The sequence below is a fragment of the Glacieibacterium frigidum genome, assembly GCF_007097155.1.
In the GTDB taxonomy this organism is placed as follows: Bacteria; Pseudomonadota; Alphaproteobacteria; order Sphingomonadales; family Sphingomonadaceae; genus Glacieibacterium; species Glacieibacterium frigidum.
Window position 1 is genome coordinate 1,027,885 of sequence record NZ_VJWA01000001.1, and the last position, 13,567, is coordinate 1,041,451.

Consider the following 13,567-nt stretch of genomic DNA (forward strand, 5'->3'; position numbering starts at 1 on the left):
GGGTCAGCGCCTCGGGGCCACGGCGACGGCGAGGCGGCGATAGGTCTGGCCGAGGCGCGGTACGTCGGTGGTGCGGACCTCGGTGGCCGGTCCGGCGATGCTGCGTGTCGCGACGATCGCGGCGGGGGTCGTGCCGATGCTGCCCGGCGCGGTGCGGCGGTTGCCGGCGTCGATCGCGGCGACGATGGTCTGCGCGCGGGTCGCGGTCAGAACGCGTTCGTCGGCGGTCATTGGCGTCGCGGCGCGCGGCGGTTCGGGTACGGGGGCCGGGCCGCCGCGCGGCAGGCGGATGCCGGCAGCGATCCCGCGGCCGAGCTTCGCCGCCTGCCACATCACCGCGGCGAACACCGCGACGACCAGCAGGATGAGCAGCGCCGGGGAGTCGCGCACCGCCTCGACCGGCGCGTCGAGCGTCGCGACGACGGGCGCCAGCACTGCGACGACCACGGCGATCATCGGCAGCGCGAATAGCGGCACCAGCGCGAAGCGGACGGTGACGCGCAGCCATCCCTCCGCCACGCCGCGGGTCGAGCGGAACAGCGCAAACGCGATGAACACGGGTCCGAGAACGAGCAGCAGCGCGAGCACGATACGCACGACGAGCAGTACGCCGACGCTGGCGGCGACCAGCACCAGCGCACTCGACCACAGGATCGCGGCGACGAATTGCGATGCGCCGAGCGCGAAGGGCAGGGGGACCGCCGCGGGCGGTGCCACGGCGGGCGGTGCGCCGGGGACGACGGGCGCGGGCGGTGTCACCGCGACCGGTGCGACCTGCGCCCAGGCGTCGGCGGCGGCGTCGGTCAGCCGCTCGAACACCGCCTGCAGCGCCAGCATCGTCTCGCCTTGCCCCGCCGGGCCGCCCGCCTGGCGGACGATGACGTCGGCCAGCTGCTCGGGGCCATCGAACAGCAGGTCGAAGACCAGCGCCTGATAGCTCGGCCAGCTCGACGCCAGCGCCACGACCAGTCCGATCTTGACGAAATGCGGCACCACCTCGCCCAGCGTCAGCGACGACAGGCCGAGCATCAGGCGGTAGCCGAAGACCGCGACATAGATCGTCAGCGCGATAGTCAGCGCGGTCGCGAAACTGCCGCCGGGCGCAAGCAGCGCGGCATAGCCCTGCTCGACCTGGGTGCGGATCAGGCAGTCGGCGCCCGCCAGCACGTCGCGCAGCGGCGTGTCGCCGGTAAAAGTCGCGGCGCAGGCGTCGATCATCGCGAGCCTGCCAGTAAAGGTTCGAGCCAGTCGGCGGGGTCGTCGCCCAGTCGCGCGCGCAGTTCGTCGAGGCGGCGGACGCTCGCCTCGCGCCCCGACAGCACGGTCAGGATGCGGTCGAGCCCGGTCAGGTCGAGGCGCGCGATAACGCTGTCGTTGCCGTGCTTGACGAGGAAACAGTGCGACGTGTCGGGTAACGAACGGATCAGGTCGAGCTCGTGTTCGCTTAAGCCGAAGCCGTCGCGGTAGTCGCTGCCTTGCGCCTTCGGGTTTGGCATGAAGATCTGCGTCGCCGCCTGCTCGATGATCGCCGGGCCGATGCGACTGTCGAGCGCGTCGCGGGCGTTCTGCGTCGCGAAGCCGACGATGCCGCCGCGCTTGCGGATGGTCTTCTCCCAGTCGCGGATGCGCGCGACGAAGACCTCGTCGTCGAGCGCCTTCCAGCCCTCGTCGACGACGATGATCGTCGGCGTGCCGTCCAGCCGCTCCTCGACGCGGTGGAACAGGTACATCATCGCGGGCGTGCGGCTGACGGGATCGTCGAGGATCGTCGTCATGTCGAACCCGAGGTTGGCGCGGTCGATGTCGAGCGTGTCGGCCTCGTTGTCGAACAGCCAGGCGCGCTCGCCGTCGCCGAGCCACGCGCCGAGGCGGTGCGCGAGGTCGCCCGCGGTCGGGCGGTTGGCGCCGGCGAGCAGCTCGCGGAAATAGCGCAGGCGACGGAAGGGCGGGGCCTGCTCGAAATTGGCGTCGACCGCGCCCGCCACTAGCTCGCGGTCGGCGGGGCTGAGCCCGCCGCCGAGCAGCCGCTCGATCCATTCGACGAGGAAGCGGCGGTTGCCCGGGCTGTCGGGCAGCGCAAGCGGATTGAACCCCGTCGCGTGGCCGGGTCGCAGCACGGCATAGGTGCCGCCGGTGGCGCGCACGAAGATCTCGGCGCCGCGGTCCTTGTCGAAATAGACGCTACGCGGGTTCAGCTTCGCGGCTTGCGCGAGCAGGAAGGTCAGCACGACGGTCTTGCCGCTGCCCGACGGGCCGATGACGGTGAAATTGCCGAGGTCGCCGACGTGGAAATTGAAGTGGTACGGCGTGCCGCTCGTCGTCTCGAGGACGGTGATCGCGTCGCCCCAGAGGTTGCCGGTGGCGCGCCCGACGGGGAAATTGTGGAGCGAGGCGAGGGCGGCAAAATTGCCCGTCGAGATCAGCGCGCGCCTTGCGATATCCTTGAAGTTGCCCGGGAACTGCGCCCAGAACACCGGCTCCATCGCGACGTCCTCGCGGACCGCGATCAGCCCTAGGTCGGTGAAGCTCGACAGCACGTCGGCAACCGCGGCGTCGAGGCTGGCGAGGTCGGGGACGCGCACCTGCACGCTCAGGTGATGCTCGCCAAAGCCCGATCGCCCGGCGGCGACATTGTCCTTGGCCTGGGTCAGGTCGGTGCGGAGCGACAGCGCGTCGTCATCGGTGGCGCGCATGCGGCGCAGCGCGAGGTTCATGCGGCCCAGCGCGGCGCTGCGGTCGACGAAGCCGAAGCTCTGGCTGACCACCATCTCGTGCGGCAGGCGCAGCAGATTATCGAGCAGCCCCGGCGCGGTGGCCGGCGGATAGTCCTTGATCGACAGCATCGCCGCGAAGCGCCGCTCGGCGGCGGTCGCGCCGGTCAGGTCGATCGCGTCGGTGCCGAAGCTGACGCGGCGGTGCGGCAGGTAATGCCCGATGTCGGCGCGCGGCAGCAGCACGGGGCGAAGCTCGCCGTTGTAGAGGAACGACAGGAACTCCAGCGCCTCCGAACAGTCCCCCGCGCGCGTCGCATAGACGCCGAGCCGCCGCGCACCATAGGGGGCGAGGCTGCGCAGCATCGCGTCGACTGCGGTATGCAGCTCGCGCCGCCCGACCAGGTCCTCGCCGTTCGGCTTGCTTCGGAACAGGTCGGCGACACCGTCGAGCAGCCCGGCGCGCCCCTGCAACGGCCGCCGCACGACGGTCAGGAACAGCTCGTTGACGAACATCTGCTTTGCCGCCAGCCGCGCCCGCCACGCGGTGTCGATCTCGCGCGCGAAGGCGTTCGACGGCTCGCCGGGCAGGACCGCGGTGACGGGGCGGCGGACGATATGGTGGTAGATCCCGAAGTGCGGGCTCGCGACGGCGCGCAGCATCGTCTCGCGGATCGCGTGGCGATAGTTGAGGTCGTCGGTGTCCACAGTCTCGAACGGCAGGCCGGCGAGGTGGACGAACTGGCACAGCATGCCGTCGCGCGTCGCCACCGTGAAATCGTCGACGTGGTGCGACCAGGGGAGGCGATCGCCGACGCTGTTCTCGCGGGCGCTCAGCGCCTTGCGGGCGGAGACTTCGGCGCTGCGCGAGCGGGCCGCACTCGCCATCTCAGGGCCTGTACGAATTGCAGCGCCACAGCGCGAAGCCGCGCGTGCGCTGGGCGCGGCGGGCGCGCAGCAGCCACAGGTCGAAGATGCGCGGCTCGCGCAGGCAGGCGATCGTGCCGATGCCGTGCAGCACCAGCGCCACGGGCAGCACCCAGAACGACTTGGTGACCAGGAACAGCTCCATCGTCACCACGGCGTTGAGGATGAAATAGGTGTAGGTCACCCCGCCAAACATCTGCGGCCGCGTCAGCGCGGTGAAGACGGGCTCGCGGACCAGCTCGGTCATTGCTGCGTCGCCACGGTGCGAATGCCGCCGACGATCGCGCTCGCGCCGAACAGGATGAACAGACCCAGCACCACCGTCGCGCCGAAGCGCCAGTTCATGCGCCCGGTCAGCATCAGCAGCCCGACGCTCGCCACCGCGATTACCGCCACTGCGGTCGCGACCGAGCCGAGCAAAGTGCCCTGGATCCACGCCAGCGCGCCGGTGATCGCGCCGGACCCCTGCGGATCGAGCGTCACCGCCTGCGCGAGCAAGGCGCTCGGGCTGAACAGCGCGGCAAGGCCGGTGATCGTGCGCGCCTTCATCATCGTGCCCCCGCCGCCAGCCGGTCGAGCACCGCCGCGACATAGGCGCGGGTCTCGGCGTAGCGCGGCACGCCGCCGGCGCGCAGCACCGCCCCCGGTCCGGCGTTGTACGCGGCAATTGTCCGGACAACATCGCCGTCGAAGCGGTCGAGCAGCTGGCGCAGATACGCCGTGCCGCCGCGGATATTGGCGCCCGCATCGGTCGCATCGACACCCAGGTCGCGCGCCGTGCCGGGCATCAGCTGCATGATCCCGCGTGCCCCCGCGCGCGAGACGGCGTCGGCGCGGTAGCGCGACTCGACGTGCGCGATCGCGTCGATCAGCGCGGGGCTGAGCGCGTAGCGGTCGCCGGCCTGCTTGACCTGCGGGTGGAAGCGGTTGGCGCGGGGTGCCACGGGCGCGGCCGTGACGGGCGTTGCGGCGACGGGCTGCGTATCGAGCCGGTCGAGCGATCCGTCCGCCCCGACCTCCCATACCGCTGCCGACACCGGGCACGCGGCGGCGAGCAGTAACAGCCCCGCAATCAGACGCATGCCTACCCCTCCCCAAACCCGTGGGACAGCCTAGACCCCGATCGTTTCCGTCACAATTGCCGTTTCGCTGAATGCGTTGACCCGTGATGGCCGGCCGTCGCAATCTGCCGGGACCGCTGGGGGGTTTCGATGGACTCGCGCAACCGGATCGACAGGGCGGCGCTCGACCGGGTCGCGGGCGAGTTGCGGCAGCATCCGGCGTTCGCCGACGCCAAACTGGCGTTCTGCACCGGCGTCACCGACTGGTGGCTAGGCGTGCCGATCAACCGCGCGCTGATGTCCGACACCGGGGCGATCGCGGTCGCGGTGACGATCACCGGCCTCAGCCGTACCAGCGCCGAGCGCGGCGCGTCGCTGCAGACGGTCATCGACGCGCTGTCGGCGGGCGGCCTCGCGAGTGCGACGCGGATCCGAGCGATGATCGACATTTTGGCGGCCAAGGGCGCGGTGGCGATCACCCCCCACCCCAGCGACAAGCGCCGGCTGGTCATCGCGCCGACCGAGGTCATGCTCGAATCGCTGCGCCTCTGGCTGCGCGCGGTGCTCGATCCGGTGGCGCGCCTGTTCGACCTGCCCGCGGCACCCGACGAGATCGCGGCGATACCCGGGATCGCCGAGCGCTATTTCACCACCGTCATGCTGCGCTCGGGCGTCGACGGCTTCTCGATCTTCGACAATTGGCCCGAGGCGCAGGTCTTTTCCGACCGGCGGCAGGGCTATGTGCTGATGCTCCACCTCGCTGCCGCCACCGGGGCCGAGATGGCCGTCCCGCGCGCCGCGCTCGCCGCGCGCTACTTCGTCTCGGCGTCGCAGATCACGGCGCTGCTGGTCGAGGCCGAGCGGCACGGCTGGCTCGAACGCCTGCCCGGCGGCATGGTGCGCCTGACCCCGGTTTTCGCCGACCGCCTCGAGCTCTGGGTGGCGCGCGAGATCGCTGTCGTCGGCATGTGGGTCGAGCAGAAACTGGCGCCTCGCCCGGCCTGAAATATCGCTATCAATTATGAGGTTGTTCGCCGCCGCGGCCGGATTAGAACCCACTTGTCCGCGGCCAGCAAGCACGGACGCCCGCAGCGCCGGCCATGATCAGAGCATGTCGCGTCCCCGACAGCCGGTCATGGCCAGGTGGCCAAAACATCGCCGGCCATGACCAGTGCATGTCGCGCCCTACGACAGCCGGTCATGGCCAGGCAGTTCCCTAGCGGCGGTTGGTCGCCCGGCGACGCGACCGCCGCTTCTTGCGCTTCGAAACGACGAGCGTCGCCGCGGTCGAGACCGCTGCCAGCACCGCCAGCTTGGTGATCAGGCCGGTGCGGTTGTGCTGCCACTCGGCAGCGATCCCCATCTCGGCGGGCACGTTCGGCACGCGGCCCCCGGCGAGATCGCAAGAACGGCGAAAGGGAGGGCCGGGAACCCTTAATCCCTTGGTTTAGATGGTCGGGGCGAGAGGATTCGAACCTCCGGCCCCTGCCTCCCGAAGACAGTGCTCTACCAGGCTGAGCTACGCCCCGACGGCGCGAGCCTATAGACCGCGGCTTTCGGCAGGGCAAGCAATCTAGCGCGCGGCGCGCAATACCGGGTCGCGGTCGAGCAGCGCGTCGATCCGCCGGACCGCGCCGTCGAAGTCGCGCGTGTCGAGACTGCCGTAGGCCGCGACGAATTCGTCGTTGGTCATGCCTTCGCGCAGGCCCGTCACCGCGAGCGGCAACAGGGCGGCGTCGCTCGCACCCGCCAGCGCCTTGCGGATCGCCTCGGCCTGTGCCGGCCGGCCGGCGGCGCGCCCGATGCGCAGCCCGGCGCGGTCGGCGGCAAGATCGACGAACGAGAAGCCCGATCCGCCGGGCAGCGAATCCGACAGTTCCTTCCACTTGCCCATCGCGCCCGTCACATCGTTGCCGACTGTCGCGCCGAGTGCCGCCGACAGGCTCCAGTGCTTGGCGAGATCGGCGCGGCCGGCAAGCGTCAGCCCGGGCGGCGCCCGTCGGCAGCGCTGCAGCTGTTCCCTTGCGCCCTCGGCAAGGTCGGTAGCGCGGTCGCCGACGGTCAGGACCGCCAGCGCGACGAGCAGCGCGCGGTTCTCGGCTGCGGGCTCCGCGTCCGGCGGGGCGGCCGCGACGCCGCGGCGCACCGCGGACGCGAGGGTCAGGTCGGGCTTGCCGGGCTGCGGCTTTACCATCGCGCAGTACAGGCTGGCGACGCGCGCGCCGTCGACCGGCGCACTGCCCAGCCCGACGAACTGGCGCACCACGCCCGTGGCGTTGAGCGGCGTGCCGAGGCGGAAGGCGACCGTCCGCTCGCCGACCGCGGTGCCCAGCACGATCCGGTCGAGCGGCGGCAGTCGGCCACCGCGCAGCACCAGCACGCCGCGCACCGCGCCGATGCCGGCGCGCGTCAACCAGCGCGGGATGCCGAGATCGCCGACTGCCACGTCGAGGGGCGGAAACCCGGGCGGGCTGGCGGGGACCGTCGCGACGCTCAGGTTGAGCCACAGGCCGAGCGGCAGGTCGAGGCTTGCCGCCATGCGCGCGCGCCCGCCGGCGATGCCCGCCCCGACGCGCCGCAGCCCCGCGACATCGCCGATCAGCGCGGCGATGCCGGTCAGGTCGTCGGCGCTGAAATCGACCGTCGCGGACGGGGAGGGCGCACGCATCGCGGTGCGCAGGCGCCGCAGCGCATCGCGCCCCTCGCGCACCTGCGTCGCGGTCGGCGCTGCAGCGGGCGGCAGGGCCGGCGACAGGTCGATCGCCAGCACGAGCGTCAGCAGGACGAGCAGACCCGCCACGAGCGCCGCAATGCGGCCCCGCCCCATCCCGCGCCGCGGGCTCATCGCCCGGCGGCGGTCAGCAGATGGTCGCGCAGGACGAACTTCTCGCGGGGCGCGCCGGGCCGGGCGGCGGCGATCTCGGCGGCGTCGATGAGCTGCCAGTCCGCGAAGCAGGTGGCGCGCACGTTGCGCGCGGCGAGCAGCGCGTCGAGGCCCGGGCCGCCCGGCTTGCCGCTTGGGGCGATCTCGGCGGCGATGCGCGCGGCGACCGCGAAGCCGTCGGGCCGATTGGTGCCAATGGTGCCCGATGGCCCGCGCCGCGCCCAGCCGGTGGCGTACAGCCCCTCGGCGATCCGCCCCTCGTCGTTCGGAAAGCGCCCGGCGCGCTCGTCGAACGGCACGCCTTCGATCGGGCTGGTGCGATAGCCGATGCACGACACGATCAGGCCGCACTCGATGGCGCGCAGCTCGCCGGTGCCGACCGCCGCCTCGCCCTCCAGCCGCGTGCGCTCGACGATCAGGCGCAGGTGGCCGTCGTGCTGTTCCACCGCCACAGGCCGCGTCAGGAAGTCGAAGCGCACGGCGATCGGCTTGCCCTGCGGGGGCGTCTCCGCGAAGGCGCGCAGGTGGCCGACGGTCTTGCGCAGGCCCGGCTCGAGCGCCGCGTCGCCTTCGAGCGGCGGCAGGTGCGCTGGATCGACGAACGGCTGCGCACGCGTCAGGTGGCCCAGCTCGCCCATCTCCTTGGGTGTGAAGCTCGCCTGGTACGGCCCGCGCCGCCCGATCAGGTGGATGTCGGTGATGCGGCTGTGCTCGAGCGCGTCGCGGGTGTGCTTCGTGATGTCCGACGCGCCCAGTTCGGCGTCGGTCTTGGCGAGGATGCGCGCGACGTCGATCGCGACATTGCCGTTGCCCACCACGCACGCGCCGGGGTGGCCGAGCGGCACGGTCAGGTCGGCGAAATCGGGGTGGCCGTTGTACCAGCCGACGAACGCGGCGGAGCCCAGCACGCCCGGCAGGTCCTCGCCGGGCACCCCGAGTTTGCGGTCGTGCGGCGCACCGGTGGCCAGCACGACGGCGTCGTACAGGCCGTGCAGCTCGGCCATGCTCACGTCCTTGCCGACCTCGACATGGCCGACGAAGCGCACGCCGGGCAGCTGCGCGGTGACGGCGTAGCGCCTGTCGACCGCTTTGATCGACTGGTGATCGGGCGCAACGCCGGCGCGGATCAGGCCGAAGGGCGTCGGCAGCCGGTCGATGATGTCGACCTGCGCCCCCGTCTTGGCCAGCGCCTCGGCGGTGTAGAAGCCCGCGGGGCCCGAGCCGATGATCGCGACGTGCATGCTCACCCCCGCCGCGCAGTTGTGATCTTGACCGGCGCCTCGATCATCTGCCCCTTCATCACGCCGACCCCCTTCGTCTTGGACACCGGCACGGCGAGGATACGGCGCACCACGTCCATCCCCTCGACGACGTGCCCGAACACCGCATAGCCGTCCTTGTCGCCGCCGCCCGCATCGAGCCCGGTCAGCGTGCCGACGATGATGAAGAAGTTCGCGGTCGCAGTCCCTGGTGCCGCGCGCGCCAGCGAGATTGCGCCGTCGGTGTGGCTCAGCCCGGTCTTCGACGTCGGCTCGTGCGCAACCGGCGGCAGCAGCTTCTTCGGGTCGCGCACGCCGCCCTGCACCAGCCCCACCGAGCCATCGGGTGCGACCTTCATCGCCCGGTAGAACTCCGCCCCGTCGAGCCGCTTGCCGTCGATATACTTCAGGAAATAGGCGGTGCTGACCGGCGCCCGCTGCTTTTCGAGTGCGATGACGATGGGGCCGAGGGCCGTTTTCAGGGTGACACGGGTGGTGGCGTAGACCTTGGCGGGGGCCGGCGGCGGTACGACGACGGGCGGCGGCGCGGGCGAGGCAGGTGGAGCAGCAGCTTCTGGCGGTGCCGCGGGCGGGGCAGGCGGTGCCTCGGGTGCCTGCGCGAACGCGGGCGCGGCGGCGAGCAGGGCAAGCAGCAGGGTGCGGATCATCGCTTCTTTCTACGCATCGTCGCAGCGAACGCCAGCCGCATGACGAGCGCGTCACGGGATGCTAAGCGCCTCCGATGACCGCACCGCTCGACAAAATCCGCAACTTCTCGATCATCGCGCATATCGACCATGGCAAGTCGACGCTCGCCGACCGGCTGATCCAGCATACCGGCGGGCTGACGGCGCGCGAGATGAGCGAGCAGGTGCTCGACAATATGGAGATCGAGCGCGAGCGCGGGATCACCATCAAGGCGCAGACGGTGCGGCTCGACTACAAGGGCCATGTCCTCAACCTGATGGACACGCCGGGGCATGTCGACTTTGCCTATGAAGTGTCGCGGTCGCTCGCGGCGTGCGAGGGCGCGCTGCTCGTCGTCGATGCGGCGCAGGGGGTGGAGGCGCAGACGCTCGCCAACGTCTACCAGTCGATCGAGCACGACCACGAGATCATCCCCGTCATCAACAAGGTCGACCTGCCCGCCGCCGAGCCCGAGCGCGTCAAGCAGCAGATCGAGGACATCATCGGTATCTCGACCGAGCACGCGGTGCTGGCCAGCGCCAAGTCGGGGCTGGGGATCGAGGCGGTGCTCGACGCGATCGTCGCGCTGATCCCGCCGCCGAAGGGTGATGCGACCGCACCGCTGAAGGCGATGCTTGTCGACAGCTGGTACGATCCGTACCTCGGCGTCGTCATCCTGGTGCGCGTCATCGACGGGTCGCTGCGCAAGGGCCAGGAAATCACTTTCATGGCGCAGGGGACGAAGCATCTCGTCGATCGCGTCGGTTGCTTCCGGCCGAAGATCGAGCAGCTCGATGCGCTGGGGCCGGGCGAGATCGGCTTCATCACCGCGCAGATCAAGGAAGTCGCGCAGACCAACGTCGGCGACACGATCACCGACACCAAGAAGCCGACGACGACCGCGCTGCCGGGGTTCAAAACAGTACAGCCGGTAGTGTTCTGCGGGCTGTTCCCGACCGACGCGGCGGACTTTGAGAAGTTGCGGGACTCGCTCGGCAAGCTGCGCCTCAACGATGCGAGCTTCAGTTTCGAGACCGAGAGCAGCGCCGCGCTGGGCTTCGGCTTCCGCTGCGGGTTCCTCGGGCTGCTGCACCTCGAGATCATCCAGGAGCGGCTGACGCGCGAGTACGATCTCGACCTCATCACCACCGCGCCGTCGGTGGTCTACAAGCTGCTGCTCCGCGACGGCACGTCGAAGGAGCTCCACAACCCCGCCGACATGCCCGACCCCTCGACGATCGAGCTGATCGAGGAGCCGTGGATCGAGGCGACGATCTTCGTGCCCGACGAGTATCTCGGGTCCTTGCTCAAGCTGTGCCAGGACCGGCGCGGCATCCAGAAGAACCTCACCTACGTCGGCGGGCGCGCGCAGATCGTCTACGAATTGCCGCTCAACGAAGTGGTGTTCGACTTCTACGACCGGCTCAAGTCGATCAGCCGCGGCTACGCGTCGTTCGACTATCACCAGATCGGCCACCGCGAGGGCGACCTCGTCAAGATGACGATCATGGTCAATTCGGAGGTCGTCGACGCGCTCAGCATGATCGTCCACCGCGACGCCGCCGAGGCGCGCGGCCGCCACATGTGCGAGCGGATGAAGGACCTGATCCCGCGTCACTTGTTCAAGATCCCCGTCCAGGCGGCGATCGGCGGCAAGGTGATCGCGCGCGAGACGATCGCCGCGATGCGCAAGGACGTGACCGCCAAGTGCTACGGCGGCGACATCAGCCGCAAGAAGAAGCTCCTCGACAAGCAGAAGGAGGGCAAGAAGCGCATGCGGCAATATGGCAATGTCGACATCCCGCAGGAGGCGTTCATCGCCGCACTGCGCATGGGCGACGCGAACTAGGCCGCAACTTCCACGAGTCGAACGGGTTGAGCGACGATGTTCGATACCGCCATCGCCCTTCGGCCGTCGCCCCAACCGGCAACGCCCGGCAATTCCAACCGCCGCGTCGCCGCGCTCAACGGGCTGCTGGCTCGCAGCTGGGCGTCGGGATTGCTGTCGACGCCGAGCCTCGACCCCGCCGAACTCGTCGCGACCGCGGTGCGCCAGACCGGCCTCGACGACCTGGGGCGCGATCACTGGCGGCCGGCACTGGAACAGCTGTGCCGCTCGCTCGAGACCGAGGCCGACCTCAACCCGTTTGGGCGGACGGTGGCGCACGGGCAAATCGTCGGCGCGCTGAAGACCCGGCTGCGGGCGCATGCGCTGTGGCAGCGGCATCCGGAGATCCTCGAGACGCCGCTGTCGGCGCCGATCGTCGTGCTGGGTCAGATGCGGTCGGGGACGACGCGGCTGCAGCGGCTGCTCGCTTGCGATCCGCGCCTCGATCACACGCGCTTCTTCGAGAGCAGCCACCCGCTGCCGCAGCGCGGTCGGAAGTTGCGCGCGGCGGTCGCGCTGCAGGCGATGGCGGCGCTGAACCGCGACTTCGCCGCGATCCACCCGACCGGTGCCGGCCTGCCCGACGAGGAGATCGGCCTGTTCGCGCCTGGCCTGATCAGCTCGCAGTTCGAGGTGCAGTGGCGCGTTCCCGGCTATGCGCGATGGTGCGAGGCGGCCGACACGCGCGCGGCCTACGCCGAATTCCGCGCCCTGCTGCAGACCTTGCGCTGGCTGCGTGGGCGTCGCGACGACCGGCCGTGGGTGCTCAAGGTGCCGCAGTTCACGCAGGACCTGCCCGCGCTGCTCGCGAGCTTTCCCGATGCGCGGCTGCTGTGCGTCGAGCGCGACCGCGCGGCGGTGGTCGGTTCCGCCGCGTCGCTGGTCCACAACCAGATGCAGCTCCAGTCCGACGCCGCCGACCCGCACTGGATCGGCCGCGAGTGGCTGGGCAAGGTCGTCCACCGCGAGGGCGTCGTCGCGCGCACGCTGGCGCAGCGACCGTGCGTGCCCCGCCACACCGTCGACTATGCGCGCATGGACGACGACTGGCTGGCTGAGATGCAGCGGGTCTACGATTTCCTCGGCCTGCCGCTCACGGCGCCGGTCGCGGCGGCGATGACCGCCTACATTGAGCGCAGTGCGCAGGGCCGGCGGCCGCACCGCTACGCCATCGCGGACTTCGGCCTCTGCCCTGACACGATCGCCGATCGCCGCGCCGCCTGAGCGGCTACTTCCGCCCCTGGAAGCCGACGAAATCGTCGTAGGCGCCCGACAGCGTCGCCAGCCGCTCGTGCACCCGCTCCTCGCCGATCGCGCGCACGACGCCGTCGACGAGCAGGTTAAGCAGCGACCCCAGCGCCGAGTTCATGTCCCAGAAGTGCCCGAAGCTGACTTCCGCCGACAGGATATGGTCGGTCAGGTCGCGCGCCCAAGGGCAATAGGGATCGGTGACCACGACCACGGGCACCCCGCGCGCGTGGCCCGCCTCAGCCAGCCGTCGGAAATGCTGCGAATACCGGCGGATGTCGATCAGTACGAGCGCGTCACTGGGCCCGGCATCAAGCACCTCCGAGAAGGTCCCCGCGCTCGCATCGACCGGCCGCACGCCGGGGCGGACATAATCGAGGTGCGCGGCGAAACCCTGCGCCAGCCCCCGCTCGGTCTGGAAGCCCGCGACGAAGACCTGGCTCGCGCTCGCCAGCAGGTCGACGATCGCCGCCCAGCCCGGCGTCGTCGCCAGCCGGTAGACGTCGGCGAGCGCCGCGGTCTCGGCCTGCAGACGCGTATCGAGATCGGCGCGCGACGCCGGCTGGACGAGCCAAGGTGCCTCGCCCCCCATGCTGCCGCGCAGATCCGCCTTCAGCGCGCTGAGCTTCGGATAGCCTAGGCCTTTGAGGAAACGCCCGACGGTCATCGCGCTGACCCCGACGCGGGCGCCGATCGACGCCGCGGTCTCGAACGGCACGGTGCTGAGATTGTCGAGCAGATAGCTCGCGATCATCCGCTCCGACACCGTCAGCCGGTCGTAGCGTTCGCGCAGCAAGGCCTCGATACGGTTGGGCATGCTGCACTGTGTAGCATCGCAAGCGGGCGGGGGAAGGGTGGCGCTGGCCGCGCGCGCTCGCTAGGTCGGTCGCGAAACAAGGAAA

Annotated in this window: 13 protein-coding genes and 1 tRNA gene; 3 read left to right on the top strand and 11 right to left on the bottom strand. The window is 70.6% G+C overall.

Annotated elements, in window-relative coordinates:
- Nucleotides 1–3: 3 nt before the first annotated feature.
- Genes FMM06_RS04990 through FMM06_RS05010 form a run of 5 tightly spaced genes read right to left on the bottom strand, consistent with a single transcriptional unit; the run spans nucleotide 4 to nucleotide 4,720 of the window.
- Nucleotides 4–1,218, bottom strand: a complete 1,215-nt coding sequence (locus FMM06_RS04990; protein WP_143555061.1) for a type IV secretion system protein — start codon at nucleotides 1,216–1,218, stop codon at nucleotides 4–6.
- Complete coding sequence (locus FMM06_RS04995) at nucleotides 1,215–3,599, bottom strand: VirB4 family type IV secretion/conjugal transfer ATPase (protein ID WP_143555062.1); 2,385 nt, start codon at nucleotides 3,597–3,599, stop codon at nucleotides 1,215–1,217. Before FMM06_RS04995 ends, FMM06_RS04990 begins: the two co-directional genes overlap by 4 nt.
- A gap of 1 nt (nucleotide 3,600) precedes the next feature.
- A complete protein-coding gene (locus FMM06_RS05000) occupies nucleotides 3,601–3,885 on the bottom strand; it encodes a type IV secretion system protein VirB3 (RefSeq protein ID WP_143555063.1) in 285 nt (94 codons plus the stop codon).
- Entirely contained in the window at nucleotides 3,882–4,190 is a 309-nt protein-coding gene (locus tag FMM06_RS05005; RefSeq protein WP_407925184.1) for a TrbC/VirB2 family protein, read from the bottom strand. Before FMM06_RS05005 ends, FMM06_RS05000 begins: the two co-directional genes overlap by 4 nt.
- Nucleotides 4,187–4,720 carry a lytic transglycosylase domain-containing protein gene (locus tag FMM06_RS05010; protein WP_143555064.1) on the bottom strand — a complete coding sequence of 178 codons (534 nt, stop codon included), beginning with the start codon at nucleotides 4,718–4,720 and terminating at the stop codon, nucleotides 4,187–4,189. Before FMM06_RS05010 ends, FMM06_RS05005 begins: the two co-directional genes overlap by 4 nt.
- A 129-nt stretch (nucleotides 4,721–4,849) precedes the next feature.
- Between FMM06_RS05010 and FMM06_RS05015 the strand changes: the two genes are divergently transcribed.
- Nucleotides 4,850–5,704: a helix-turn-helix domain-containing protein gene (locus tag FMM06_RS05015; protein ID WP_143555065.1), complete on the top strand. Its 855-nt coding sequence runs from the start codon at nucleotides 4,850–4,852 to the stop codon at nucleotides 5,702–5,704.
- Between the two features lie 211 nt (nucleotides 5,705–5,915).
- Here FMM06_RS05015 and FMM06_RS16695 read toward each other — a convergent pair whose 3' ends face one another.
- The 5 genes from FMM06_RS16695 to FMM06_RS05035 form a co-directional block, all read right to left on the bottom strand.
- Nucleotides 5,916–6,083, bottom strand: coding sequence for a hypothetical protein (locus FMM06_RS16695; RefSeq protein ID WP_185965047.1), 168 nt, complete (start codon nucleotides 6,081–6,083; stop codon nucleotides 5,916–5,918).
- A 68-nt stretch (nucleotides 6,084–6,151) separates the two neighbouring features.
- A tRNA-Pro gene (locus FMM06_RS05020) sits at nucleotides 6,152–6,228 on the bottom strand.
- Nucleotides 6,229–6,272: 44 nt separating this feature from the next.
- Nucleotides 6,273–7,544 (bottom strand): hypothetical protein, encoded by a 1,272-nt coding sequence (locus FMM06_RS16700; protein WP_185965048.1) that lies wholly within the window; start codon nucleotides 7,542–7,544, stop codon nucleotides 6,273–6,275.
- Nucleotides 7,541–8,824 carry an FAD-dependent oxidoreductase gene (locus FMM06_RS05030; RefSeq protein ID WP_143555066.1) on the bottom strand — a complete coding sequence of 428 codons (1,284 nt, stop codon included), beginning with the start codon at nucleotides 8,822–8,824 and terminating at the stop codon, nucleotides 7,541–7,543. Before FMM06_RS05030 ends, FMM06_RS16700 begins: the two co-directional genes overlap by 4 nt.
- A 2-nt stretch (nucleotides 8,825–8,826) precedes the next feature.
- The gene (locus tag FMM06_RS05035) at nucleotides 8,827–9,510 is read right to left on the bottom strand and encodes a peptidylprolyl isomerase (RefSeq protein WP_143555067.1); all 684 of its coding nucleotides are present in this window, start codon (nucleotides 9,508–9,510) and stop codon (nucleotides 8,827–8,829) included.
- Between the two features lie 74 nt (nucleotides 9,511–9,584).
- On the opposite strand from FMM06_RS05035, the gene lepA reads away from it, so the two are divergent.
- Both lepA and FMM06_RS05045 read left to right on the top strand, forming a co-directional pair.
- Nucleotides 9,585–11,378, top strand: a complete 1,794-nt coding sequence (gene lepA, locus FMM06_RS05040; RefSeq protein WP_143555068.1) for a translation elongation factor 4 — start codon at nucleotides 9,585–9,587, stop codon at nucleotides 11,376–11,378.
- A 36-nt stretch (nucleotides 11,379–11,414) separates the two neighbouring features.
- The gene (locus FMM06_RS05045) at nucleotides 11,415–12,641 is read left to right on the top strand and encodes a sulfotransferase family protein (protein WP_143555069.1); all 1,227 of its coding nucleotides are present in this window, start codon (nucleotides 11,415–11,417) and stop codon (nucleotides 12,639–12,641) included.
- Nucleotides 12,642–12,645: 4 nt separating this feature from the next.
- Here FMM06_RS05045 and FMM06_RS05050 read toward each other — a convergent pair whose 3' ends face one another.
- Entirely contained in the window at nucleotides 12,646–13,482 is an 837-nt protein-coding gene (locus FMM06_RS05050) for a MurR/RpiR family transcriptional regulator (protein ID WP_143555070.1), read from the bottom strand.
- Nucleotides 13,483–13,567: the final 85 nt, after the last annotated feature.

Coding starts and splice junctions, on each gene's coding strand:
- FMM06_RS05045 (WP_143555069.1), top strand. CDS start 11,415: ATGTTCGATACCGCCATCGCCCTTCGGCCGTCGCCCCAACCGGCAACG.
- FMM06_RS05000 (WP_143555063.1), bottom strand. CDS start 3,885: ATGACCGAGCTGGTCCGCGAGCCCGTCTTCACCGCGCTGACGCGGCCG.
- FMM06_RS05015 (WP_143555065.1), top strand. CDS start 4,850: ATGGACTCGCGCAACCGGATCGACAGGGCGGCGCTCGACCGGGTCGCG.
- FMM06_RS04995 (WP_143555062.1), bottom strand. CDS start 3,599: ATGGCGAGTGCGGCCCGCTCGCGCAGCGCCGAAGTCTCCGCCCGCAAG.
- FMM06_RS04990 (WP_143555061.1), bottom strand. CDS start 1,218: ATGATCGACGCCTGCGCCGCGACTTTTACCGGCGACACGCCGCTGCGC.
- FMM06_RS05030 (WP_143555066.1), bottom strand. CDS start 8,824: ATGCACGTCGCGATCATCGGCTCGGGCCCCGCGGGCTTCTACACCGCC.
- FMM06_RS05005 (WP_407925184.1), bottom strand. CDS start 4,190: ATGATGAAGGCGCGCACGATCACCGGCCTTGCCGCGCTGTTCAGCCCG.
- FMM06_RS05010 (WP_143555064.1), bottom strand. CDS start 4,720: ATGCGTCTGATTGCGGGGCTGTTACTGCTCGCCGCCGCGTGCCCGGTG.
- FMM06_RS05035 (WP_143555067.1), bottom strand. CDS start 9,510: ATGATCCGCACCCTGCTGCTTGCCCTGCTCGCCGCCGCGCCCGCGTTC.
- lepA (WP_143555068.1), top strand. CDS start 9,585: ATGACCGCACCGCTCGACAAAATCCGCAACTTCTCGATCATCGCGCAT.
- FMM06_RS16700 (WP_185965048.1), bottom strand. CDS start 7,544: ATGAGCCCGCGGCGCGGGATGGGGCGGGGCCGCATTGCGGCGCTCGTG.
- FMM06_RS05050 (WP_143555070.1), bottom strand. CDS start 13,482: ATGCCCAACCGTATCGAGGCCTTGCTGCGCGAACGCTACGACCGGCTG.